This window comes from Ruegeria sp. 6PALISEP08, assembly GCF_001238295.1.
Lineage (GTDB): Bacteria > Pseudomonadota > Alphaproteobacteria > Rhodobacterales > Rhodobacteraceae > Ruegeria.
Window position 1 is genome coordinate 202,284 of the sequence record NZ_LGXZ01000002.1, and the last position, 21,894, is coordinate 224,177.

23 protein-coding genes are annotated in these 21,894 nt (G+C 58.5%); 1 reads left to right on the plus strand and 22 read right to left on the minus strand.

Translation table 11 applies throughout. The features are described from left to right. From nuoH to ALB80_RS04240, 20 genes are all read right to left on the minus strand, one after another. Window positions 1-1,038 (minus strand): NADH-quinone oxidoreductase subunit NuoH, encoded by a 1,038-nt coding sequence (gene nuoH, locus ALB80_RS04140; protein ID WP_050602763.1) that lies wholly within the window; start codon window positions 1,036-1,038, stop codon window positions 1-3. Window positions 1,039-1,242: 204 nt separating this feature from the next. Beyond that, window positions 1,243-3,264, minus strand: coding sequence for an NADH-quinone oxidoreductase subunit NuoG (nuoG, locus tag ALB80_RS04150; RefSeq protein WP_050602765.1), 2,022 nt, complete (start codon window positions 3,262-3,264; stop codon window positions 1,243-1,245). A 3-nt stretch (window positions 3,265-3,267) separates the two neighbouring features. Beyond that, window positions 3,268-3,672 (minus strand): DUF5333 domain-containing protein, encoded by a 405-nt coding sequence (locus ALB80_RS04155; protein WP_050602766.1) that lies wholly within the window; start codon window positions 3,670-3,672, stop codon window positions 3,268-3,270. 101 nt (window positions 3,673-3,773) lie between these two features. After that, window positions 3,774-4,124: a hypothetical protein gene (locus ALB80_RS04160; RefSeq protein WP_050602767.1), complete on the minus strand. Its 351-nt coding sequence runs from the start codon at window positions 4,122-4,124 to the stop codon at window positions 3,774-3,776. A 37-nt stretch (window positions 4,125-4,161) separates the two neighbouring features. Continuing rightward, window positions 4,162-4,578 (minus strand): MAPEG family protein, encoded by a 417-nt coding sequence (locus ALB80_RS04165; RefSeq protein ID WP_050602768.1) that lies wholly within the window; start codon window positions 4,576-4,578, stop codon window positions 4,162-4,164. 5 nt (window positions 4,579-4,583) lie between these two features. Next, window positions 4,584-5,882, minus strand: coding sequence for an NADH-quinone oxidoreductase subunit NuoF (gene nuoF, locus ALB80_RS04170; RefSeq protein ID WP_050602769.1), 1,299 nt, complete (start codon window positions 5,880-5,882; stop codon window positions 4,584-4,586). Between the two features lie 6 nt (window positions 5,883-5,888). Then, entirely contained in the window at window positions 5,889-6,116 is a 228-nt protein-coding gene (locus ALB80_RS04175) for a DUF5337 domain-containing protein (RefSeq protein ID WP_050602770.1), read from the minus strand. A 30-nt stretch (window positions 6,117-6,146) separates the two neighbouring features. Continuing rightward, a complete protein-coding gene (nuoE, locus tag ALB80_RS04180) occupies window positions 6,147-7,286 on the minus strand; it encodes an NADH-quinone oxidoreductase subunit NuoE (protein WP_050602771.1) in 1,140 nt (379 codons plus the stop codon). Continuing rightward, window positions 7,286-8,509 (minus strand): NADH-quinone oxidoreductase subunit D, encoded by a 1,224-nt coding sequence (locus ALB80_RS04185; RefSeq protein WP_050602772.1) that lies wholly within the window; start codon window positions 8,507-8,509, stop codon window positions 7,286-7,288. Before ALB80_RS04185 ends, nuoE begins: the two co-directional genes overlap by 1 nt. Before the next feature lie 126 nt (window positions 8,510-8,635). After that, the gene (locus tag ALB80_RS22365; RefSeq protein WP_050602773.1) at window positions 8,636-8,812 is read right to left on the minus strand and encodes a hypothetical protein; all 177 of its coding nucleotides are present in this window, start codon (window positions 8,810-8,812) and stop codon (window positions 8,636-8,638) included. Between the two features lie 2 nt (window positions 8,813-8,814). Beyond that, a complete protein-coding gene (locus ALB80_RS04195) occupies window positions 8,815-9,417 on the minus strand; it encodes an NADH-quinone oxidoreductase subunit C (RefSeq protein WP_050602774.1) in 603 nt (200 codons plus the stop codon). Between the two features lie 11 nt (window positions 9,418-9,428). Next, window positions 9,429-9,962 (minus strand): NADH-quinone oxidoreductase subunit B family protein, encoded by a 534-nt coding sequence (locus tag ALB80_RS04200; RefSeq protein ID WP_010442777.1) that lies wholly within the window; start codon window positions 9,960-9,962, stop codon window positions 9,429-9,431. After that, entirely contained in the window at window positions 9,953-10,318 is a 366-nt protein-coding gene (locus ALB80_RS04205; protein ID WP_050602775.1) for an NADH-quinone oxidoreductase subunit A, read from the minus strand. The genes ALB80_RS04200 and ALB80_RS04205 overlap by 10 nt, the downstream gene beginning before the upstream one ends. Before the next feature lie 187 nt (window positions 10,319-10,505). Next, window positions 10,506-11,294 carry a crotonase/enoyl-CoA hydratase family protein gene (locus ALB80_RS04210; protein WP_050602776.1) on the minus strand — a complete coding sequence of 263 codons (789 nt, stop codon included), beginning with the start codon at window positions 11,292-11,294 and terminating at the stop codon, window positions 10,506-10,508. Window position 11,295: 1 nt separating this feature from the next. Continuing rightward, the gene (locus tag ALB80_RS04215; protein ID WP_050602777.1) at window positions 11,296-12,147 is read right to left on the minus strand and encodes a hydroxymethylglutaryl-CoA lyase; all 852 of its coding nucleotides are present in this window, start codon (window positions 12,145-12,147) and stop codon (window positions 11,296-11,298) included. Window positions 12,148-12,225: 78 nt separating this feature from the next. Then, a complete protein-coding gene (locus ALB80_RS04220; RefSeq protein ID WP_050602778.1) occupies window positions 12,226-14,157 on the minus strand; it encodes an acetyl/propionyl/methylcrotonyl-CoA carboxylase subunit alpha in 1,932 nt (643 codons plus the stop codon). A gap of 3 nt (window positions 14,158-14,160) precedes the next feature. Next, on the minus strand, window positions 14,161-14,586 hold the full coding sequence (locus ALB80_RS04225; RefSeq protein WP_050602779.1) for an ASCH domain-containing protein: 426 nt from the start codon (window positions 14,584-14,586) through the stop codon (window positions 14,161-14,163). Window position 14,587: 1 nt separating this feature from the next. Beyond that, window positions 14,588-16,192 (minus strand): carboxyl transferase domain-containing protein, encoded by a 1,605-nt coding sequence (locus ALB80_RS04230; protein WP_050602780.1) that lies wholly within the window; start codon window positions 16,190-16,192, stop codon window positions 14,588-14,590. Between the two features lie 8 nt (window positions 16,193-16,200). Next, complete coding sequence (locus tag ALB80_RS04235; protein ID WP_050602781.1) at window positions 16,201-17,022, minus strand: DUF6602 domain-containing protein; 822 nt, start codon at window positions 17,020-17,022, stop codon at window positions 16,201-16,203. Beyond that, window positions 17,019-18,560: an AMP-binding protein gene (locus ALB80_RS04240; RefSeq protein ID WP_050602782.1), complete on the minus strand. Its 1,542-nt coding sequence runs from the start codon at window positions 18,558-18,560 to the stop codon at window positions 17,019-17,021. Before ALB80_RS04240 ends, ALB80_RS04235 begins: the two co-directional genes overlap by 4 nt. 136 nt (window positions 18,561-18,696) lie before the next feature. On the opposite strand from ALB80_RS04240, the gene ALB80_RS04245 reads away from it, so the two are divergent. Beyond that, the gene (locus tag ALB80_RS04245; RefSeq protein WP_050602783.1) at window positions 18,697-19,299 is read left to right on the plus strand and encodes an OmpW family protein; all 603 of its coding nucleotides are present in this window, start codon (window positions 18,697-18,699) and stop codon (window positions 19,297-19,299) included. 52 nt (window positions 19,300-19,351) lie between these two features. Here ALB80_RS04245 and ALB80_RS04250 read toward each other — a convergent pair whose 3' ends face one another. Next, window positions 19,352-20,515, minus strand: coding sequence for an isovaleryl-CoA dehydrogenase (locus ALB80_RS04250; RefSeq protein ID WP_050602784.1), 1,164 nt, complete (start codon window positions 20,513-20,515; stop codon window positions 19,352-19,354). Between the two features lie 161 nt (window positions 20,516-20,676). Then, a complete protein-coding gene (locus ALB80_RS04255; RefSeq protein WP_050602785.1) occupies window positions 20,677-21,867 on the minus strand; it encodes a DegT/DnrJ/EryC1/StrS aminotransferase family protein in 1,191 nt (396 codons plus the stop codon). Window positions 21,868-21,894 lie beyond the last annotated feature (27 nt).

Consider the following 21,894-nt stretch of genomic DNA (forward strand, 5'->3'; position numbering starts at 1 on the left):
TCAGCCTCCTACGCTCCAACGGGCGAAGATGCCCCAGAACCAGTCGAATTTCGCCGCGAAAGCCACGAAGACCACCCAGGCCAGCGAGAAGGGCAGGAAGACTTTCCAACCCAGCCGCATCAGTTGGTCATAGCGGTAGCGCGGCGTGATCGCCTTGACCATCGCGAAGATGAAGAAGAAGAACGCCATCTTGCCGACCATCCACAACACGCCGTCCGGCAGACCCGGGATCGGCGACAGCCAGCCGCCGAAGAACAGAAGCGTGGTCAGGGCGCACATCAGGAAGATCGCGATGTATTCGCCGGCCATGAACAGCAGGAACATAGTGGCGGAATATTCAACCTGATATCCGGCCACGAGTTCCGATTCCGCTTCGGGCAGATCGAACGGCGGGCGGTTGGTTTCCGCGAGTGCTGAGATGAAGAACAGGAAGACCATCGGGAAATGCGGCAGCCAGTACCAACCAAAGAAACCGTAGCCAGTATCTTGCGCCCCAACGATGGCACCGAAATTCATGGACCCAGTTGAAATGATTACGCCGATGATGATCAAACCGATGGACACTTCGTATGAGATCATCTGGGCCGCAGACCTCAGCGAACCGAGGAAAGGGTACTTTGAGTTCGACGCCCAACCGCCCATGATCACACCATAAACCTCAAGCGAGGATACGGCAAAAACATATAGAACGGCCACGTTCAAATCGGATAGAACCCAGCCGTCATTGAACGGGATCACCGCCCAGGCGATCAGCGACAGCACAAAGCTGGTCAATGGTGCCAGAATGAACACGGCACGGTCGGCCCCGGCGGGAATGACGACCTCTTTCACCACGTATTTCAGTGCGTCGGCCACCGATTGAAGGATGCCATAGACGCCAACCACGTTGGGGCCGCGGCGCATCTGGACAGCGGCCCAGATCTTGCGGTCGCCATAAACGAGGAACAGCAGCGAGATCATCACGAACGCAACGACTGCAAGCACTTGCGCCAGAATGATGATGGCTATTCCGCCTGGGGTGTTAAAGAATTCTGCCATTGGTCCTCACACCGTGGGTATTCCGTTTTCCGCGCGCGATGCAAAGGCCAGATGCCTGCGCAAAGAGCGACTGGGTCGGCGCGTTGGTGTAAACAGCATCTGCCGCTTCAGCGCTACCCTTAATCTTCAGTTTCACACACAAATCCAGCGCGGCGAACTGCCACCCGGCAGTCGCCTTTGCCTGCGATATGAAACGGTTCTGCTTCATTCCGCAGCGATCTTTCCGGCTTGACGCGCCTGGACTTGCGCCGAAAGCTCGGCCATCAGTTGCGACGCGCGTGCAATCGGGTTGGTCAGGTAGAAATCCTTGACCGCGTTGCGGAACGTGGCTTTACCCAGCGACGCTGCGTCGATCGGCTGAGCTTCGTTCTCGATGACCTCGTCGATCCGCGCCAGATGCGGCACAGCCTCGATCAGCACGGTCCGCAATTGCGCCAGCGAGTCGAAAGGAAGCGTTGCGCCCAGCTCAGCCGACAGCGCACGCAGGATCGCCCAGTTCTCTTTGGCTTCGCCTGGTGCAAAACCGGCGCGCATAGCCAGTTGCGGGCGGCCTTCGGTATTCACGAACAACCCGTTTTCTTCGGTATAGGCAGCACCCGGCAGGATCACGTCGGCGCGGTGCGCGCCCCGGTCACCGTGGCTGCCCTGATAGATCACAAAGGCCCCTTCGCCGATCTCGACCTCATCCGCGCCGAGGTTATAGATCACGTCGGCTGCGCCCACGGCCTCCATACCGCCTTGGTTGGTGGCGTCCACATCCATCGCACCGACACGCGATGCGGCGGTGTGCAGGATCAGCAGACCGCTTTCGGTATTGGCCGCAATGGTCTGAGCAGCGGCCAGAACGGCAGCGCCGTCCGCCTCTTGCAGGGCACCCTGACCGACGATAACCAGCGAGGCTTTGCCCTTGATCTCATCATCGCCGCCCATGTCCACGACCTGTTGCAGCGCCGCGCGGTCATCGCCCATGTGGTGATAGTCATAGGTCAGATCGGCGGCAGGCCCGACCAAGGCCACCTCGGCCCCATGCGTCCAGGCCTTGCGGATGCGCGCGTTCAGAACCGGCGCTTCATCGCGCGGGTTGGTGCCGACCAACAGAATGCGCTCGGCGCTGTCGATGTCTTCGATCGCAGCGGTCCCGGCATAGGCCCCGCGATTGCCCGAAGGCAGCTTGGCCCCATCCGTACGGCATTCGACAACACCGCCCTGCCCTTCGATCATCTGCTTCAAAGCAAAGGCCGCCTCGACCGAGGCCAGGTCACCGACGATACCAGCAGGCTTTTCAGCCGCTTTCAGCGCCTCAGCAGCTTTAGTCAGTGCTTCTGGCCAAGTGGTCGGGCGCAACTTGCCGTTTTCGCGGATGTAAGGCTTGTCCAGACGCTGACGGCGAAGACCATCCCAGACAAAGCGGGTCTTGTCGCTGATCCATTCTTCATTCACGCCGTCATGGTTGCGCGGCAGGAAACGCATTACTTCGCGCCCCTTGGTATCCACCCGGATGTTCGAGCCCAGAGCGTCCATCACATCGATGCTCTCGGTCTTGGTCAGCTCCCACGGGCGGGCGGTAAAGGCATAGGGTTTCGACGTCAGCGCCCCCACCGGGCACAGGTCGATGATGTTGCCCTGCAGGTTCGAATCCAGCGTCTGATTCAGATACGAGGTGATCTCGGCATCTTCACCCCGACCGGTCTGACCCATCTGGGCAATCCCGGCCACCTCGGTCGTAAAGCGCACGCAGCGGGTGCAACTGATACAACGCGTCATCGCGGTCGAGACAAGCGGACCAAGATCAAGATCATCGACCGCCCGCTTGGCTTCCTTGAAACGTGTCCCGGACATGCCATAAGCCATCGCCTGATCCTGCAGGTCGCATTCACCACCCTGATCGCAGATCGGGCAATCCAGCGGGTGGTTGATGAGCATGAACTCCATCACCCCCTCGCGGGCCTTTTTGACCATGGGCGAGTTTGTCTTGACCACAGGCGGCTGACCTTCCGGCCCTGGGCGCAGATCACGCACCTGCATCGCGCAGGACGCCGCAGGTTTCGGCGGACCGCCGACAACCTCGACTAGACACATCCGGCAGTTCCCGGCAATCGACAAACGTTCGTGATAACAAAAACGCGGTACTTCAACCCCGGCTTGCTCACAAGCCTGGATCAGGGTCATCGCGCCTTCGACTTCGATTTCCTGCCCGTCGATATTGATCTTGCGGAGGTCAGACATGGTCTAGTTCGCCCTCAAATAAACGCCGATGGCGCTGTTTCTTTGGATTTCCTTCTGCCCCAGGGTGCAGAATGTGGTGGGGTTTTCATACGACACGCCGTTTGAGGTCAAATAAGCCTCGCCCTTTGCACGCATCCGGTCTTTTTCCGCATCCGATTCCACGTAAGACCGGATTTCTGTGTCCGAATACCCCAATTCGTTTGCTTTGGACCGTAGCCCCCACATCACACTGATCGCCTTCAGTCGCCGCCCGCTGATCGACGGGCAGAATTCCGAAATCTCGTTTGCGATTGCGATGTAGTAGAGTTCGTTGTCGATCTCTTTGACATCCCTCAAGGGCGGCTTTGCCTCTGCTGCGACAGGGACAGCCATCAAAGCGGCCAGAGCGACTGTTCTTGCAAATGACATGGGTCTTCCTTTCGTCTTGGAAGGTCCAAGACGAAGGAATGCGCGTCTGCTATGCAATAACCCCGTGCGCGCCCAGTCGTGATATGCAAAAACAGCTGTCATCATGGCCGCTGACAGGTCCCCGCAAACGTAAGCTGATCATCAGAAATGGTAAGCTGCTGTGGTTCAGTGTCCGGGCCCACTTTCCAGTTGATACGCGACGATCCGAAGTTCTGGACACAGAACTTTGTGCCTTCGTGCCGCCCGGCTTCGCGCGCGCCGTCCAGCGAAGCCGACACGCCTTTGACAACAATTGTAAAGTCAGCGGGCGACTTCTTTTTATCGACCGCTTTCGCCTTGGTTCGAAACGCCTTGCCATCAAACAGAATGCGATCGTCTGATGGTCTGATCAAACCACAGGCGGACACGCTCGCCAAAGCCAGCACAACAATAAGGGTTCTTGGGGCCTTCATACATTCCCTCTTTGTTTTCTGTTCCGCCGTGTCGCTATCAAAACGCTGCCACCAATGCCATAAGCCCGATCACAAACATGCAGGCCCAGCCCAGCACATACAGCACGGACCGCAGACCGCTGTTCGGCTTGCCGATGCCCCTGAGATGCACCACCAGCATGAGCAGACGCGCAACCAAGGCGACCGACGCCAGAAGGTTGACCCAGAATGGGCTGACCCCAAGCAAAATTGCCGCCACAACAACAGTCAGAAACGCCGGAAGCGTTTCGGTTCCGTTCAGATAGGCCCGGTTCAGACGATAGGCCTGATCCCCATAGTCCTGATCGGGCGTGGCACCTGGTGCCAGACCTTTGCCCTGCTTGGCCAACGCAGAAAACGGGGCCAGAAGCAAAACAACCAATGTGAAAAACACAACGGATGCTAGGGCGTGTGAATATTCAGCTAAGGCTTCCATCGGGTTTACTCCGCTGCCATCGCACCCATGCGACCCGTTTTTTGGGCCTTGATGCGGTCCTCGATCTCTTCTCGGAAGTTGCGGATAAGGCCCTGGATCGGCCAGGCGGCGGCGTCGCCCAAGGCGCAGATCGTGTGGCCCTCGACCTGCTTGGTCACATCAAACAGCATGTCGATCTCTTCCAACTCGGCCTCGCCGCGCACCAGACGGTCCATCACGCGCATCATCCAGCCGGTGCCTTCGCGGCAGGGCGTACACTGGCCGCAGCTTTCGTGCTTGTAGAATTTGGACAACCGCCAGATCGCCTTTATGATGTCTGTCGACTTGTCCATAACGATCACAGCCGCTGTTCCAAGACCCGAGCCCAGATCATTGCGCAGATAATCGAAATCCATGATCGCGTCGCGCATGTTCTCACCGCGCACACAAGGAACCGACGAGCCACCCGGGATCACTGCCAGCAGATTGTCCCAACCGCCGCGAATACCACCGCAATGAGTCTCGATCAGGTCCTCGAAGGAAATCGACATCGCTTCTTCGACGACGCAAGGGTTGTTCACATGGCCCGAGATCGCAAACAGCTTGGTGCCCGCGTTGTTCTGACGGCCAAAGCCTGCGAACCAATCGGCACCCCGGCGCAGGATGGTCGGCACAACAGCGATGGATTCCACATTGTTCACCGTGGTCGGGCAACCATAGAGGCCAGCGCCCGCCGGGAACGGAGGTTTCATCCGCGGCATACCCTTCTTGCCCTCAAGGCTTTCGATCAGCGCGGTTTCCTCGCCACAGATATAGGCACCGGCACCATGATGCAGGAAGATATCGAAGTCCCAACCTGAACCGGCGGCGTTCTTACCCAGCAGGCCCGCATCATAGGCCTCATCAATCGCGGCCTGCAGCGCCTCGCGCTCGCGGATGTATTCACCGCGCAGGTAGATGTAGCAGGTATGCGCATTCATCGCGAACGACGCGATCAGGCAGCCTTCGATCAGCGTGTGCGGATCATGGCGCATGATCTCGCGGTCTTTGCAGGTGCCGGGTTCGGATTCGTCCGCGTTGACCACCAAATAGGACGGACGCCCATCGCTTTCCTTGGGCATGAACGACCATTTCAGACCGGTCGGAAAGCCAGCGCCGCCGCGGCCGCGCAGGCCCGAGTCCTTCATCGTCTGGATGATCCAGTCGCGGCCCTTATCAATCAGGCCAGAAGTGCCGTCCCAATGCCCGCGGGCTTGCGCGCCTTTCAGCGTACGCTCATGCATCCCGTAGATGTTGGTAAAGATCCGGTCCTGATCCTTCAGCATCGCTAGTTACCCTTGGCTATCCTGACGCATGCGCCAGAGTTGAAAAATGTTGATGCCCGCATAGATGAAGCCCGCCAAAGCGGCGAGATCGAACAGCAGAGCGTGCCGGGTCGTCAAACCCAGCGCGGGTCCAATGAACAGGTTCATCGCAAGCCAGATCAGCATGGTCACAGTTATGACCACTCCGATGTGTCGGCCCTTGCTGGCTATGGCTTGTTCGTTGTCCTTGTCCATTTTCCCCTGATGCTCTAGATGGGCATCCGCTTAGTCTTCGTACGTACCTTCTTCCTTGGCACGTTTGGCAAATTCGGTTTCTTCACCCGCAGCAAGCTGGGCCGCCTGCGCAATCCAGCCATCGCGTTCGATACGGCCTTTGAATTTCAACCGTGCATCGACCCAAGCCACCTGTTCGGGTGTCCAAGCTGCGATCTGGTCGTAGTGATAGAAGCCCAGTTCGTTCAGTGTCTCTTCCAGCTTGGGACCAACGCCTTTCAACAGCTTCAGGTCATCTGCCTTGCCGTTGCGTGCGGCGGTCAGAGTCTCGGGCTGGTCTTCTTTGACGTCTGTGGGCTTGGCATCGGCTTCTTTCGCAACAGGTTTGGCTTTCGCCTCAGCCGCTTGTTTCACTGCCGGTTTCGGAGCCTCGGGCGCTTTCGGAGGTTTTGCTGCCGCCGACGCACCCGCCTGCTTGCCATCCTTACCAAGCCACGGCGTCAGGATCGGAACTTCGGTCCCGTTAATTCGCTTGACCGTGTCGCCCAGATCTGTCGCCAACTCAACGCTGGCGTTGTGTTGCGGCTTGCCAGCTTCATATTCGGACAAGCTGCTCAGCCCTTTCAGCGGCTCAGCCGCGTAGCGTCCGTTTTGGGGACCGGGCGTCGGCACCTTACCTGCTGCCAAATCGTCGATAATCTTGCCAAAGCTCTCGGCAGTCAGGTCTTCGTAGTAATCCTTGCCAATCTGCGCCATCGGCGCGTTGGTGCAGGAACCAAGGCATTCGACCTCTTCCCAGCTCAACTTGCCGTCGGCAGAGAGTTCATGCGGCTTGGCTGCAATCTTTTCCTTACAAACGGCAATCAGATCCTCGGCCCCGCAGATCATGCAGGAGGTTGTGCCGCAGACCTGAATATGCGCAACGGACCCAACCGGTTGCAGCTGGAACATGAAGTAGAACGAAGCGACCTCGAGCACGCGGATATAGGCCATGCCCAGCATATCCGCGACGGATTCAATCGCCGGGCGGCTGAGCCAGCCCTGTTGTTCTTGCGCGCGCCACAGCAAAGGGATGACCGCGCTGGCCTGACGCCCCTCGGGATACTTGGTGATCTGCGCTTCGGCCCATTGCTGGTTGGCAGCGGTGAAGGCAAAGCTTTCGGGTTGTTCGGGATGCAGACGGCGGAGCATTAGCGGTCAATCTCTCCAAATACGACGTCCATGGTGCCGATGATGGCGGCGACGTCGGCCAGTTGGTGGCCTTTGGCGACGTGGTCCATGGCTTGCAGGTGCAGGAACCCCGGCGCACGCAGTTTGGCACGGTAAGGTTTATTGGTGCCATCGGCGACCAGATAGACGCCAAACTCACCCTTGGGGGCCTCGACGGCGGCGTAAACCTCCCCTGCGGGGACGTGGAAACCTTCGGTGTACAGCTTGAAGTGATGGATCAGGCTTTCCATCGAGGTCTTCATGTCCGAACGTTTCGGCGGGGTGATCTTGCCACGCGCCAGAACGTCGCCCGGGCAGTCGCGGATTTTGGCGATGGCCTGACGGATGATCAGCAGCGACTGGCGCATCTCTTCCATGCGGACGAGGTAGCGATCATAGCAATCGCCGTTCTTGCCTACGGGGATCTGGAACTCAAACTCGTCATAGCATTCATAGGGCTGCGCGCGACGCAGATCCCAGGCCAGACCCGATCCGCGCACCATCACACCGGAGAAGCCGTATTTCAAAATATCGTCTTCGGTCACAACGCCGATATCGGCGTTACGCTGTTTGAAGATGCGGTTTTCCGTCAACAGGCCGTCGATGTCGTCCAGAACAGCGGGGAATTCGTGGCTCCACGCCTCGATATCGTCCAGAAGTTCGGGCGGCAGGTCTTGATGGACGCCTCCGGGTCGAAAATAGGCGGCGTGCAGTCGGGCACCACAGGCGCGCTCATAGAACACCATCAGCTTTTCACGCTCTTCAAAACCCCAAAGCGGCGGTGTCAGCGCGCCAACGTCCATCGCCTGCGTGGTCACGTTTAGCAGGTGATTCAGGATGCGCCCGATCTCGGAATACAGCACCCGGATCAACGAACCACGGCGCGGCACCTCGACTCCGGTAAGCTTTTCGATGGCCAGACACCAGGCATGTTCCTGATTCATCGGCGCCACGTAGTCCAGACGGTCGAAATACGGCAGGTTCTGCAGATAGGTCCGGCTTTCCATCAGCTTTTCGGTGCCACGGTGCAGCAAGCCAATATGCGGGTCACAACGCTCGACGATCTCACCGTCGAGTTCGAGCACCAGACGCAGAACCCCGTGCGCCGCAGGGTGTTGCGGGCCGAAGTTGATGTTGAAGTTGCGGATCTTCTGTTCTCCGCTCAGCGCGTCCGTGCTGCCGTCATCGTATCTTGAGCCGTCCATCAACGCCCTCGTTTCTTCTTTGCCTCAGCCCGAACCCGGACTTTTTCAGCCTCAGCCGCTTTCGCCGCGGCCCCTGCAAGCAAGACGCCCAATGCGCCCAATATGATCAGTTCACCCATCATCACGTCAGCGGCGCTCCATCTCTTGCAGTTTCATGGCCATCATCCACAGCAGGACGATCACAACCGGAGAGATGATACATGCAAACGCCCAGTTCTTGTTGATCCCGAAATGCGGCAGCAGCTTGAGCATCGGTACGACCGTCGCGACCACCAGAACAATCCAGATCAGGAACTCAAACATGATTAGGTCTCCTGTTTTTCATCCCCTGGCAAAATGTAGTTCGCACCTTCCCATGGGGACATGAAATCGAATTGACGGTATTCCTGCACCAACGAGACCGGTTCATAGACCACGCGTTTCTGCGCCTCGTCATAGCGAACCTCGGTGTAGCCGGTGGTTGGGAAATCCTTGCGCAGCGGATAGCCGCGGAATCCATAGTCGGTCAGGATGCGCCTCAGGTCCGGGTGACCCGAGAACAGGATGCCGAACATGTCGAACACTTCACGCTCGAACCAGTTGGCCGAGGGGTGAACATCGACGATCGAGGGCACCATGTCCTCTTCGCGGATCGACACCCGCAGGCGGATGCGCTGGTTCTGGTACATCGACAGGAAGTGATAAACCACGTCGAACCGCTTGGCCCGTTCAGGATAGTCGACACCGGTGATGTCGACCAAAGTCGAGAACTGACAGTTGCGATCGGATTTCAGGAATTCAATGAATTCCACAAGGTTCGACGGCGCAACATCCACGTTCAACTCATCATGGGTCACATCCCAGGACAGAACGCAATCGGCCCGCTTCAGTTCCAGCTGTGCGCCGAGTTCTTTGAGTGCTTCGCTCATCAGCTCTCTCCTCAGCGGACGATGGTGCCGGTACGGCGGATTTTACGTTGTAGCTGCATCAGGCCATACAGCAGCGCCTCAGCGGTCGGAGGGCAGCCGGGCACATAGATGTCTACGGGTACAACACGATCGCAGCCGCGTACGACCGAATAGGAATAGTGATAATAGCCGCCACCGTTGGCGCAGGATCCCATCGAGATCACGTAACGTGGTTCGGGCATCTGGTCGTAGACCTTGCGCAGCGCCGGAGCCATCTTGTTGGTCAGCGTCCCTGCCACGATCATCACATCCGACTGACGTGGAGAGGCGCGCGGCGCGATGCCAAACCGTTCCGCATCATAACGCGGCATCGAGGTGTGCATCATCTCGACCGCGCAGCAGGCCAGACCAAAGGTCATCCAGTGCAACGAACCGGTCCGGGCCCAGTTGATAATGTCCTCGGTCGAGGTCAGCAGGAATCCTTTGTCCTGCAGCTCGGCATTCAGGGCCTGGGTCGCGACTTCCTTGTCGACGCCGGCAGTGTTTGCACCCGTCATCACTCCCATTCCAAGGCCCCCTTCTTCCATTCATAGGCAAAGCCGATGGTCAGAACGCCCAGGAACACCATCATCGACCAGAACCCTACATCGCTGATATCCTTGAAGCCGACGGCCCAGGGAAACAGAAAGGCGATTTCCAGATCGAAGATGATGAAGAGAATCGATACCAGATAGAACCGGACGTCGAATTTCATCCGCGCATCGTCGAAGGCATTGAAACCACATTCATATGCGCTGACCTTTTCAGGGTCGGGATTGCGGACGGCCAGAACCACAGCAGCCAGAATCAGGACGATCCCAAGGCCCACCGCAACGGCCAGAAACACCAGAATCGGGAGGTACTCCCGCAGCAGGTCTTCCACGAATAGCTCCTTTCCTGCGCACGCCCCAAAACGGGTGCGCCGTCAATTGGCGTGTTGACTGGACATTCTCTATCCGCGCGGGGTCAGAGGGTCAACCGAACACAGCCCCCTTCGCCATCAAACCTTCGCTTGACAGCGCGGCATAGAATCGCAGCGGGGTTTCTTGCCAGGGCCTAGCGGATCTTTGTTAAACCTGCTTATTCCATGCAGGTTTACGTTTTTCGAAAAACGCCGCAATGCCTTCGCGCGCCTCTTTCGTTTCCCAGCGTTCGACCAGTTCCCCAATGGTCTGATCGATCACGGCATCGTCAATGCGCGGACCCAGGGTTCTGATCAGCGCCTTGGCAGAGGCGACCGCGCCGGGCGCGCAAGACAAATAGGGGCGAATTTCATCTTCTATTGCATCTGAAAGCCGGTCTGCTGACACCGTCTTTGCCAGCAATCCCAGATCAACAGCCTCTGCAGCATCGAACAATCGGGCGGACATAAACACCCTGCGCGCACGAGCTTCGCCCATGCGGGCAATGACATAGGGCCCGATTGTTGCGGGAATCAGCCCTAGCCTTGTCTCGGTCAAACCCATTTTCAGACTGTCGATGCCAATTGCGACATCGCACACCGCGGCCATGCCAACGCCGCCACCGAAGGCATTGCCTTGCAGCGCCCCGATCAACGGCTTGGGCATTGTGTTCAAAGCCTGCAACATCTCGGCCAGCTTGCGCGCTTCCACAAACCGCGTCTCTTTATCAGCAGCCATCTGGTCCTGCATCCACCCCAGATCACCGCCAGCACAAAACGTCTTTCCGGCCGCAGCCAGAACGACCACTCGGACAGCATCATCACTACCCAGTTGTGACGCAGCCTCGGTCAGTTCAGTAATCATTCGCCCTGACAAGGCGTTATGTTTGTCCGCCCTGTTCAGAGTGAGAATGGCAACACCACGCGCATCTGTCGAAATCGTTATGGTTTCAAACATGTCAGCCCCTTAGTGCCTTTGCCATCCGTGCAGCTTCTTCAACCACATCAAGGTCCAGCCCGGTCTCATATCCCAATCGCTGCAAATGCCCGGCGACGGCTTCGGTGGCTACGTTCCCTTCAGCCCCCGGCGCATAGGGGCAACCGCCCAATCCGCCCGCGGCTGCGTCGAACACGCGCACACCCAGCGCGAGAGCCGCATCAATATTGTCAATCGCGCGACCATTGGTGTCGTGGAAATGCCCCGCCAGCCGCGTCACGGGAACCCTTTCGCGCACCGCCAGAAGCATATGCGCGATTTTGTCCGGCGTCCCCTGCCCGATCGTATCACCCAACGAGATCTCGTAGCAGCCCAGCGCAAACAACCGATCCGCAACTTCGGCCACTTGCTCTGGCGGGGTCGGGCCATCGTAAGGGCAATCCGTCACGCATGAGACATAGCCCCGCACCGGCAGGTCGATATGACGTGCCGCTTCCAGGATCGGAATGAACCGCTCAATCGACTCTTCGATTGACGCATTGACATTGGCTTTTGAGAACCCTTCCGAGGCTGATGCAAACACCGCAATCTCGTCTGCCTTGGCGGCCAGCGAATCCTCATACCCGCGCATATTGGGCGTCAGGGCCGCGTAGCGGACCCCATCTGCGCGGGTAATCCCGGCCAGCACCTGCGCCGATCCCGCCATCTGCGGCACCCATTTGGGGGATACAAAGCTTGCAACTTCGATCCGGCGAAACCCGGCACGGCTGAGACAGTCGATCAGTGCTACCTTGTCAGCAACTGGTATCTCACGCTTTTCATTCTGCAGCCCATCGCGCGGCCCAACCTCATAAATTTCGACCTGATCGCCCATGTCTGTGCCCCTTCCAGCTGCATTTTGTTCTCAAAACGAATGATTCGACCGTGCCACGTGTCGCGACCCGGGTACAGATCACTCTTCCTCCAACCGCACCAAAGCTGCCCCGGCTTCGACCTGAGCGCCATCTTCGACCAGCACCTCGGCCACCACGCCATCGCGTGCAGCCAGCAGGGAATGCTCCATCTTCATCGCTTCAAGAATTGCCAATCGGTCGCCCTCTTGCACGGCCTGACCTGCTGTCGCAAAGACCGCTTTGACCAGACCCGGCATTGGGGCCTCGATCACGTTGGTATCGCCCGTGGCACTGGCATCCCGGTCCAGCGGATCGATCAGGTCGAAGCTGCGTCCATAGTCCGCAAACACGGTCAGGGTCGATCCGCTGACTGAAACTTCGGGCATCGGCGCCCCATTCAGTGCCCAGCGACCCGAGGTCCGCTCGGCCAAGACACGATCCTCTCCGATCTGCCAAAACTGGCGATCTGACCCGTCGACTTGCACAACCAGATCCAAGATTTCACCCCCAGCAGACAGTTGTACAGCGCGATGCAACGGAGCCCATAGCGAAAACCCGGTTTCAGGTGCGACGTCCACAAGGTTCAAAGCCGTCATCGCGGCTGCAACGCTTGCCACGACCGAAGGTTCTAGTTCCTGCACCAATGCCTCAAGGTCACGTCCGATCAATCCCGTATCCACATCCCCCGAGGCAAACCCCGCGTGGCGCGTCAACGCGCCCAGGAAAGCCAGGTTTGTTACGGTGCCTGCCACTTCGGTTTTCTGAAGCACGCGGTGCAACGTCTCAAGTGCAACAGAGCGAGTCGGCCCATGCACCACCACCTTGGCAATCATCGGGTCGTACCAGGGGCTGATCGTATCCCCGGCCCGCACGCCACTGTCGGCACGGCAATCGACCGGGAAATCCAGATGGGTCAGCGTACCCGTCGCGGGCAGGAACCCTTTCGGAACGTCTTCTGCATAAAGCCGTGCCTCGAACGCATGGCCCTGAATAGACAGATCTTCCTGCTGCTTCGGCAAGCGTTCACCCGCCGCGACACGCAATTGCCATTCGACAAGATCGACCCCTGTGATCGCCTCGGTCACTGGGTGTTCCACCTGCAAGCGCGTGTTCATTTCCATGAACCAGAACCTGTCCGGGCGCAGCCCGTCCGAGGCATCCACAATGAACTCAACGGTGCCCGCGCCCTTGTAGCCAATTGCTTCAGCTGCGCGCACGCCCGCCTGCCCCATAGATTCCCGCATTTCACCCGTCATGCCAGGGGCCGGAGCCTCTTCGATCACCTTCTGATGTCGGCGTTGCAGAGAGCAATCGCGTTCAAACAGATGCACAGCATGGGTGCCGTCGCCAAAGACCTGCACCTCGATATGGCGCGGCTTGGCGACGAATTTCTCGACCAATACTGCATCGTTGCCAAACGCGGTCTTGGCCTCGCCTCGTGCGCTGTCCAGCGCGGCGGTGAAATCCTCGGGCCGTTCGACCAGCCGCATCCCCTTACCGCCACCGCCTGCAACGGCTTTGATCAGAACCGGATAGCCGATGGTATCCGCCGCGCCAGCCAAATGCTCAGGGTCCTGATTGTCACCGTGATAGCCAGGGACCACCGGAACACCGGCTTGCTCCATCAGAACCTTGGCGGCATCCTTGAGGCCCATCTTGCGGATCGCGTCAGCCGAGGGGCCAATGAAGGACAGACCCGCCGCCTCAACCGCATCCACAAAATCGGGGTTTTCGGACAGAAAGCCATAGCCGGGATGGATCGCCTGCGCGCCGGTCTCCAGCGCAGCCTGAATGATTACGTCGCCCTTTAGGTAACTCTCCGCCGGGGCCGCACCGCCGATATGCACGGCCTCATCCGCCATCTGCACATGCTTGGCCGAGGCATCCGCGTCCGAATACACAGCAACGCAGGACACACCCATCTTTTGGGCCGTTTCCATCACCCGGCAGGCAATCTCGCCCCGGTTGGCAATCAGGATTTTATTGAACATTGTCTACTCCTCAACCGCCAGATCTTCGACGAGGTGGAACCGTTCACAGAGCAATTCCATCTTGGCATCAAACCCGCCATTGCGCTCGAAATACCGGCGGTGGTTTTCGCGCCAGTCTTCCAGGGTCTCATTCTCGCCTTCGGCCAACGCAAAGTCTTCGGCCACGTCGCAATATCGACAGATCGACACTTCAACCGTTTCGATCACCAATGCCGGGCGATCATCCCATTCCAGAGCGATATCCCGCCGCCCTACTACCGGCGTCGCAGAACTGCCTTCAGGGTAGTCGCGTAAAGCACCGCAAGTCGCCGTTTTCCGACCTGTTCGCACGAGACGCAACAGCTCAGAGCTCAATGAAGCATGGTCGCCAAATTTGAAGGTCTGCGCGCCCGGATAGCGCGCCATTACATCATTCAAAGAAACGCTCATCTTACATCCTGAACACGCCGAAACGTGTCTCCTCAATGGGTGCGTTCAGCGCAGCACTCAGCGACAAGGCCAGCACGTCGCGGCTTTTGCGCGGGTCGATGATGCCGTCATCCCATAGGCGGGCCGAAGCAAAGAGTGGGTGGGACTGCTCCTCAAACATCTCCAACGTCGGCCGTTTGAATTCGGCCTCTTCCTCGGCGGACCAAGTGCCACCCTGCCGTTCGATCCCGTCGCGTTTGACAGTGGCCAGTACGCCCGCCGCCTGCTCACCGCCCATCACGGAAATCCGCGAATTCGGCCATGTCCACAGGAACCGAGGCTGATAGGCGCGTCCGGCCATACCGTAGTTTCCGGCCCCGAACGAGCCCCCCACCAGCATCGTAACTTTTGGCACCGAGGTCGTTGCCACCGCCGTCACCAACTTGGCCCCGTGCCGTGCGATACCTTCGTTTTCGTATTTCCGACCGACCATGAAGCCGGTGATGTTCTGCAGGAACACCAGCGGGATATTGCGCTGCGAACACAGTTCCACGAAATGTGCACCCTTCTGGGCGGCCTCGGAAAACAGCACGCCATTGTTGGCGATGATCCCGACGGGGCAGCCTTTCACATGGGCGAACCCGGTTACCAGCGTCTCGCCGAACCGAGGTTTGAATTCATCAAAGCGCGAGCCATCAACCAGACGCGCGATCACCTCGCGGATGTCATAGGGCGTGCGCAGGTCAGCGGGGACCACGCCGAGGATTTCCTCGGGGTCGTAGGCCGGGTCTTCAGGGCTGGCCCAATCCACGGTCTGCAGTCTGCTCAGGTTCAGCGACCCGACCGCGCGGCGGGCCAGCGCCAATGCATGGGCGTCATCCTCGGCCAGATAATCCGCCACACCGGACAGGCGGGTGTGGACGTCTCCGCCGCCCAGATCTTCGGCGCTGACAACCTCGCCCGTTGCGGCCTTGACCAAAGGCGGCCCGGCCAGAAAGATCGTGCCCTGCTCTTTCACGATGATCGTCACATCGGACATCGCAGGCACATAAGCGCCACCCGCCGTGCACGACCCCATCACCACAGCAATCTGCGCAATCCCCTTCGCGCTCATCCGCGCCTGATTGTAGAAGATACGGCCAAAGTGGTCGCGGTCGGGGAAGACCTCATCCTGATTAGGCAGATTCGCGCCGCCGCTATCGACCAGATAGATGCAGGGCAGATGGTTTTCCTCGGCAATCTCCTGCGCGCGCAGGTGTTTCTTGACGGTCATTGGGTAATAGGTGCCGCCCTTCACGGTGGCGTCGTTGCACACCACCATGACATCGCGCCCTTGCACGCGGCCAATGCCCGCGATCACCCCGGCACAAGGCGCGGCATCGCCATACATTCCATGCGCCGCCGTCGCCCCGATTTCCAGAAACGGAGACCCCGCATCCAGCAGGTTCGCCACCCGGCGTCTGGGGAGCATCTTGCCACGGGATTCATGCCGTGCCCGGGATTTCTCGCCGCCGCCCATGCGGGCTGCTTCAGCGGCAGCAGAGATTTGCGCCAGCGCATCGATATGGGCCGCGCGGTTTGCTTTGTAGCCCTCGGAGGCGGGCATGGCTTTGGATGTGAGTTTCATCTTAGTTCTTAAAACCTCGCATTCCCTAAGTATTCTGTCATGTTGACTCGTGTTGACGGAGAAGACGCCAAATGTGCATTGATCATAGCGACGAACATGGCCCATGGGCGCTGCGAGAAGTAAGAACACCAACTATATCCCGAACGGAGAATTAGGCCTACTTTCTCGGGTAGTTTGTCTTCAACTAATTTGTCCGGGTGATCAGCAGTCTTTGCTGCAATTCGCGTATTTCCATCCAACGAAAATATGGCGTCGATCAACGCCCCAGCCGCTTGCTGCGCATCAAGTGCATCTCGTGTCGTATTTCGGAAGTTCTCAGTAGTGCCTGTTTCTGCAGCCAAAACAAAAAAGAAAGGGTGCCAAAGAGCGCTGATATCAACCCCTTCAAATTTAACAGGTTGAGCAAAATATGCAGGACGTAATTGTGCTGATCTATCTAAGTTTTTAAAGGACGCGCATTTAACGAACGCATCAAAAATCTCTGTCTTGTTCAATTTAGTTTTTATTTCGCCGGCTGCGTAAACACATTCCGACGGTAAGATAGAAATTCCTTTCGAAAATATCGGTAGCGTCGCGAATTTGTCGAACAGAATTATATCGAGTTGCTTAGATATAGCTCCTTTTGAGTCTTGAACGAAACCTGAACACACTCCAACTCGTTCGGGAAGTGCATCTGCAAGTGCCTCATGAAATACCCGCTCAACTTCTGATCCTATTTCACCGGAATGCGGAAGCAGGTCACGAATATTCTTTATTTGGTTTTGAATAGCTTTCTCCGCCGTATCCAAACCCAACAGGTATCCAGTATCTCTTGAACCGTTGTCTTTCATAATTCGTTACCATTCAGGCGGACTTCCCCCGCCGCGCGCGCCTTCAAGTCCCTCCGGATCACCTTCCCGGTCACCGTCATCGGCAGTTCCTCCAGAAACGCCACCTCGCGCGGGTAGGAATAGTGCGCCAGACGGCCTTTGACCCAATCCTGCAGCTCTCGCTCCGTTGCTTCACCTTCTGGTTTCAGCACCACATAGGCCTTGACGATCTCAGTTCGCAGCGGGTCAGGTTTGCCGACCACGCCAACCGTCGCCACCGACGGGTGTGTTAGCAGGCAATCCTCGATCTCGGCCGGGCCGATCCGGTATCCCGCCGAGGTGATCACGTCATCGTCACGCCCAACAAAGCGCAGATAATCCCCCTCCCACACGCCGCGGTCGCCGGTGATCAACCATTCGCCCCGGAACTTCTCAGCCGTCGCCTCAGGTCGGTTCCAGTATTCCAGCAGCATCGCGGCTGAACCGCGCCGGATGGCCACGTCGCCTTCCTCGGTCGTCGGGTTGCCGTCATCGTCGATCACCGCAACCTCATGCCCCGGCACCGGCTTGCCGATGCAACCGGGCTGAACAGGAAAGTCCTCGGCACAGGATGACACGACCATGTTGCATTCGGTTTGGCCGTAAAACTCGTTTATGGTCAGGCCAAACGCTTTTTGCCCCCAGGCCAGCATCTCGGCGCCCAAGGGCTCTCCGCCAGAGGCGACCGAACGCAGGCCGGGAATCCCCTGATCGGCTGCTTTCAGCATCCGCAACGCCGTGGGTGGGAAGAACACGTTGCGCGCCCCGCCGCGCGCGACAATATCGGCGCAGGCTTCGGGCGTGAATTTCTCAAGCCGCGCCGCGACCACGGGAATACCAAGCGCCAGGCCCGGCATCAGCACATCGAACAAACCGCCGATCCACGCCCAATCCGCCGGCGTCCAAAGGCAATCGCCCGAACGCAGATGATTATGGCTGATCGAAACACCGGGCAGATGCCCCGTCAGCACCCGATGCCCGTGCAGCGCGCCCTTGGGGCTGCCGGTGGTGCCCGAGGTATAGATCAGCACCGCAGGGTCCTCGGGGCCAGTGTCGGCGAATGGAATAGGCGCACCAGCCTCAGCTATTTCCGATGCAATCAGAGCCTCAGCCAGATCGCCCAGAAGCGCAGCCCCTGCTGCATCGGTCAGCACAATCTTGGCACCCGCATCACCGACCCGCGACCGCAGGGCATCCTGTTTGAACAGTTTGAACAGAGGGACAGAGATCGCTCCGATCTTCCAGATCGCCAGATGCGCCGCGGCGCACCAGGGGGACTGACTTAGCAGCACGCCGACACGGTCTCCGGGTTGCACACGGCGCAACAGTGCGCGGGCAAGATCGTCCGTCATCTGGGTCAGCTGACCATAGGTGATATTGCACGCATCCGAACCGGTCAGATCAATCAGCGCCACCTGATTGTCGGGACAGCGCAGGCATTGCCGCGCCATGTTCAATCGCCCAGGTACGTCCCAGCCACCCTCTGGGTGCAATCCCGGTATGCGTTCAGTGTTTAACACCTCAAATTCCTGTTATATTTCTGATGCTTAGCAGGTATTTACCCAACATCGCAGTCACCGAAATTTGATGCAGATCAGAGCGAGACGGACACCGCTCTGCGACTTCGGACCCATCAACAGAACCAAAGGCAACAATATGACTAAGAAACTCGCCGCATTGACCCTGTCCACCGCGCTGCTGGCGATGGCCGCCCCTGCGTTTGCCCAATCGCAAGGCGATTGGACCGTTGGCGTTGGTTTGGGCTATCTGGACCCGAAATCCGACAACGGCACGATCGCAGGCGCGCCTGCCACGATCGACGCAGATACGCGCCCGATCTTCACCGCTGAATACTTCATCCGTGACAACCTGGGCATCGAGCTGCTGGCCGCGACGCCGTTCAAACACACCATCGCCCTGGGCGGTGTTGATGCGGCCACGGTAAAGCACCTTCCGCCCACCCTTTCGGTTAACTATCACTTCCCGACCAACAGCGCTTGGAAACCCTATGTGGGTGCCGGTTTGAACTACACCATTTTCTTTGACGAACAAACCGCTCTGGGCGATCTCAAGGTCGATGACTCCTTTGGTGTCTCGCTGCAGGCCGGTCTGGATTACATGGTCAGCGACAACGGCGCAGTCCGCCTGAACGTACGCTGGTTCGACATCGACTCGGACGTGTCGCTGAACGGCACCAATATCGGCACCGCAGAAATCGATCCGTTCCTGGTCGGCGTTTCCTACGTCCATAAGTTCTGATCCCATTTTCAAAGCGCCCCGCGGTTCCCTCGTCTGCGGGGCGTTTTTTTCCTCAGAGCATTCTGTTCATCATTTCACGACCAATCAGCATCCGGCGAATCTCGCTGGTGCCTGCACCAATTTCCATCAGCTTGGCATCCCGGAAAATCCGGCTGACTGGTGAATCCGACAGGAACCCCGCCCCGCCCAGCGCCTGAACAGCCTGATGCGCCTGCACCATCGCCTGTTCTGATGCATAGAGGCAGCAGGCTGCCGCATCCTGCCGGGTCACATCACCCCGGTCGCACGCCTTGGCGACCTCATAGACATAAGCCCGTGCCGAATTCATTGCGGTGTACATGTCAGCGATCTTGCCTTGCATCAGCTGGAAGCTGCCGATGGGTTTGCCGAACTGTTTTCGCTCGGCCAAATAGGGCATCACCTCATCCAGACAGGCCGCCATGATGCCGGTGCCGATCCCGGCCAGAACGACACGTTCATAGTCCAGCCCCGACATGAGCACGGCAACGCCCTTGCCTTCTTCACCCAGCACATTCTCGAATGGCACTTCGACATCTTCGAAGATCAGTTCAGCTGTATTCGATCCGCGCATCCCCAACTTGTCGAAATGGGGTGAGGTCGAAAACCCGTTCATCTCTTTTTCGATCAGAAAGGCCGTGATGCCCTTGGACCCGGCGTCGGGATCAGTCTTGGCGTAGACGACCAGAGTATCCGCGTCCGGCCCGTTGGTGATCCAGTATTTATTGCCATTCAGGCGGTAGTGATCGTTCCGCTTTTCAGCACGCAGCTTCATCGACACAACGTCCGATCCGGCCGACGGTTCCGACATGGCCAGCGCGCCGACATGCTCGCCCGAGATCAGACGCGGCAGGTATTTCTGCTTCTGCTCATCGGTGCCGTTCAGCTTGATCTGGTTCACGCAGAGGTTCGAATGCGCCCCGTATGACAGAGATACCGACGCCGACGCGCGCGCGACTTCTTCAACAGCAATCGTATGCGCCAGGTAGGACATCTCAGCACCGCCATATTCTTCGGGCACGGTGACACCCAACAGGCCAAGCTCTCCCATCTCTTTCCACAGTTCGTTCGGAAAGGCATTGGTCGAGTCGATTTCAGCCGCCATCGGCTTAACCCGCTCCTGCGCCCAGCGATGCACCATCTCACGCAGGGCATTCACATCCTCACCCAGATCAAACTTCATCGTGGCCATGAACATCTGCGTCTTCCCTCCGCGTTAATGAACAAGTGTTCAATAAACAAGTATCAGCGAATCCCTGCCCGGTCAATCTTTGTGAAACACCGCAAATGCAAAACGCCGCCCAAACGGGGGCGGCGTTGCAAAAGATTGAGCGTACGCCGCAGGCGCACTCTGCTGAGTTATGATTGGTAAACCGCTCCTACTTCAGTGCGGATAATGCGGGCAATCAGTTGGCAATCCTCAATCGAAAAGGTCAGTGGCACGCGCATATCCATGACACCCGCCAGAACACGATCACTTTCAGGCATACGCTCACTGTCGAAATACCGCCAACTGTCATAACGCGACGTAAACCCGGATGGCTCTGCCCCTCCGAACCATTTCAGCTCGACACCACGCGCCGCGCAACGGCTGAGGACGTCGGCAATCCGCTCAGGCGACCAATCCAGCAGCAAGAACTGGATCGAAGACCCGACATAGGTTTCCTCCTTGGGCCGCTCAACAATGGTCAGGCCCGGAGTGCCGCGCAATCCGGCCTCAAGCGCGCGATAGCGCTCGTTCCATCGTTCCACCTGCCGGTCCAGATCCCGCAATTGCGGACGCAGGATCGCCGCGCGTAGATTGTCCATCCTGCCAGACACGTTGGGCGTCGTATACTTGATCCGATCGAACACCTCGGGTCCTGGTGCGGCCAGATGGCGTTCATACAGCATGTATGACCCCGACAGCATGGTGGCCTTGGCCGCCAGCTCCTCATCATCGGTGACCAGCAAACCGCCCTCGCCCGAGTTGACATGCTTGTAGGTCTGGCAAGAAAAACACCCGATTGCGCCCTGCCGCCCCGACAACTGACCGCGCCAGGCCGCACCCATCGTATGCGCGCAATCTTCAATCACGATTACCCCAGCGGCGTCACACATCTGCATCAGCCGGTCCATGTCACACAGATGCCCGCGCATATGGCTGAGCATCAGCACGCGCGCCTGATCCAGCTTGCGCTCAAGGTCATCCAAATCGATGGTCAGGTTTTCCGTAACACCCACAAAGATGGCCCGCCCCCCGACCGAGGCAATCGACCCCGGCACCGGCGCCAGTGTGAACGCGTTTGTCAGAACCGGATCACCGGGTTGAACGCCGACCGCGCGCAAGGCCGTGGCCAGTGCATATCCGCCAGAAGACACAGCCAGACAGTATTTTGCCCCCATCTGAGCCGCGAATTCCTGCTCTAGCAGGGCCGTTTCCCCCAATTCGCCTGGGGCCACGTTATATCGATGCAAACGCCCATGACGCAGAACGACCATAGCCGCCTCAATCGCATCTTCGGGAAGGGGTTCCTGCTGCGTGAAATTGCCAGAGAATTTTTCGGTCATGGTCTAGTTCATAGGCTCCGACTGGAT

Bases quoted from the DNA above. Each gene is read 5' to 3' on its own strand.
- nuoH (WP_050602763.1), bottom strand. From the start codon at position 1,038: ATGGCAGAATTCTTTAACACCCCAGGCGGAATAGCCATCATCATTCTG.
- nuoG (WP_050602765.1), bottom strand. From the start codon at position 3,264: ATGTCTGACCTCCGCAAGATCAATATCGACGGGCAGGAAATCGAAGTC.
- ALB80_RS04155 (WP_050602766.1), bottom strand. From the start codon at position 3,672: ATGTCATTTGCAAGAACAGTCGCTCTGGCCGCTTTGATGGCTGTCCCT.
- ALB80_RS04160 (WP_050602767.1), bottom strand. From the start codon at position 4,124: ATGAAGGCCCCAAGAACCCTTATTGTTGTGCTGGCTTTGGCGAGCGTG.
- ALB80_RS04165 (WP_050602768.1), bottom strand. From the start codon at position 4,578: ATGGAAGCCTTAGCTGAATATTCACACGCCCTAGCATCCGTTGTGTTT.
- nuoF (WP_050602769.1), bottom strand. From the start codon at position 5,882: ATGCTGAAGGATCAGGACCGGATCTTTACCAACATCTACGGGATGCAT.
- ALB80_RS04175 (WP_050602770.1), bottom strand. From the start codon at position 6,116: ATGGACAAGGACAACGAACAAGCCATAGCCAGCAAGGGCCGACACATC.
- nuoE (WP_050602771.1), bottom strand. From the start codon at position 7,286: ATGCTCCGCCGTCTGCATCCCGAACAACCCGAAAGCTTTGCCTTCACC.
- ALB80_RS04185 (WP_050602772.1), bottom strand. From the start codon at position 8,509: ATGGACGGCTCAAGATACGATGACGGCAGCACGGACGCGCTGAGCGGA.
- ALB80_RS22365 (WP_050602773.1), bottom strand. From the start codon at position 8,812: ATGTTTGAGTTCCTGATCTGGATTGTTCTGGTGGTCGCGACGGTCGTA.
- ALB80_RS04195 (WP_050602774.1), bottom strand. From the start codon at position 9,417: ATGAGCGAAGCACTCAAAGAACTCGGCGCACAGCTGGAACTGAAGCGG.
- ALB80_RS04200 (WP_010442777.1), bottom strand. From the start codon at position 9,962: ATGGGAGTGATGACGGGTGCAAACACTGCCGGCGTCGACAAGGAAGTC.
- ALB80_RS04210 (WP_050602776.1), bottom strand. From the start codon at position 11,294: ATGTTTGAAACCATAACGATTTCGACAGATGCGCGTGGTGTTGCCATT.
- ALB80_RS04215 (WP_050602777.1), bottom strand. From the start codon at position 12,147: ATGGGCGATCAGGTCGAAATTTATGAGGTTGGGCCGCGCGATGGGCTG.
- ALB80_RS04220 (WP_050602778.1), bottom strand. From the start codon at position 14,157: ATGTTCAATAAAATCCTGATTGCCAACCGGGGCGAGATTGCCTGCCGG.
- ALB80_RS04225 (WP_050602779.1), bottom strand. From the start codon at position 14,586: ATGAGCGTTTCTTTGAATGATGTAATGGCGCGCTATCCGGGCGCGCAG.
- ALB80_RS04230 (WP_050602780.1), bottom strand. From the start codon at position 16,192: ATGAAACTCACATCCAAAGCCATGCCCGCCTCCGAGGGCTACAAAGCA.
- ALB80_RS04235 (WP_050602781.1), bottom strand. From the start codon at position 17,022: ATGAAAGACAACGGTTCAAGAGATACTGGATACCTGTTGGGTTTGGAT.
- ALB80_RS04245 (WP_050602783.1), top strand. From the start codon at position 18,697: ATGACTAAGAAACTCGCCGCATTGACCCTGTCCACCGCGCTGCTGGCG.
- ALB80_RS04250 (WP_050602784.1), bottom strand. From the start codon at position 20,515: ATGTTCATGGCCACGATGAAGTTTGATCTGGGTGAGGATGTGAATGCC.
- ALB80_RS04255 (WP_050602785.1), bottom strand. From the start codon at position 21,867: ATGACCGAAAAATTCTCTGGCAATTTCACGCAGCAGGAACCCCTTCCC.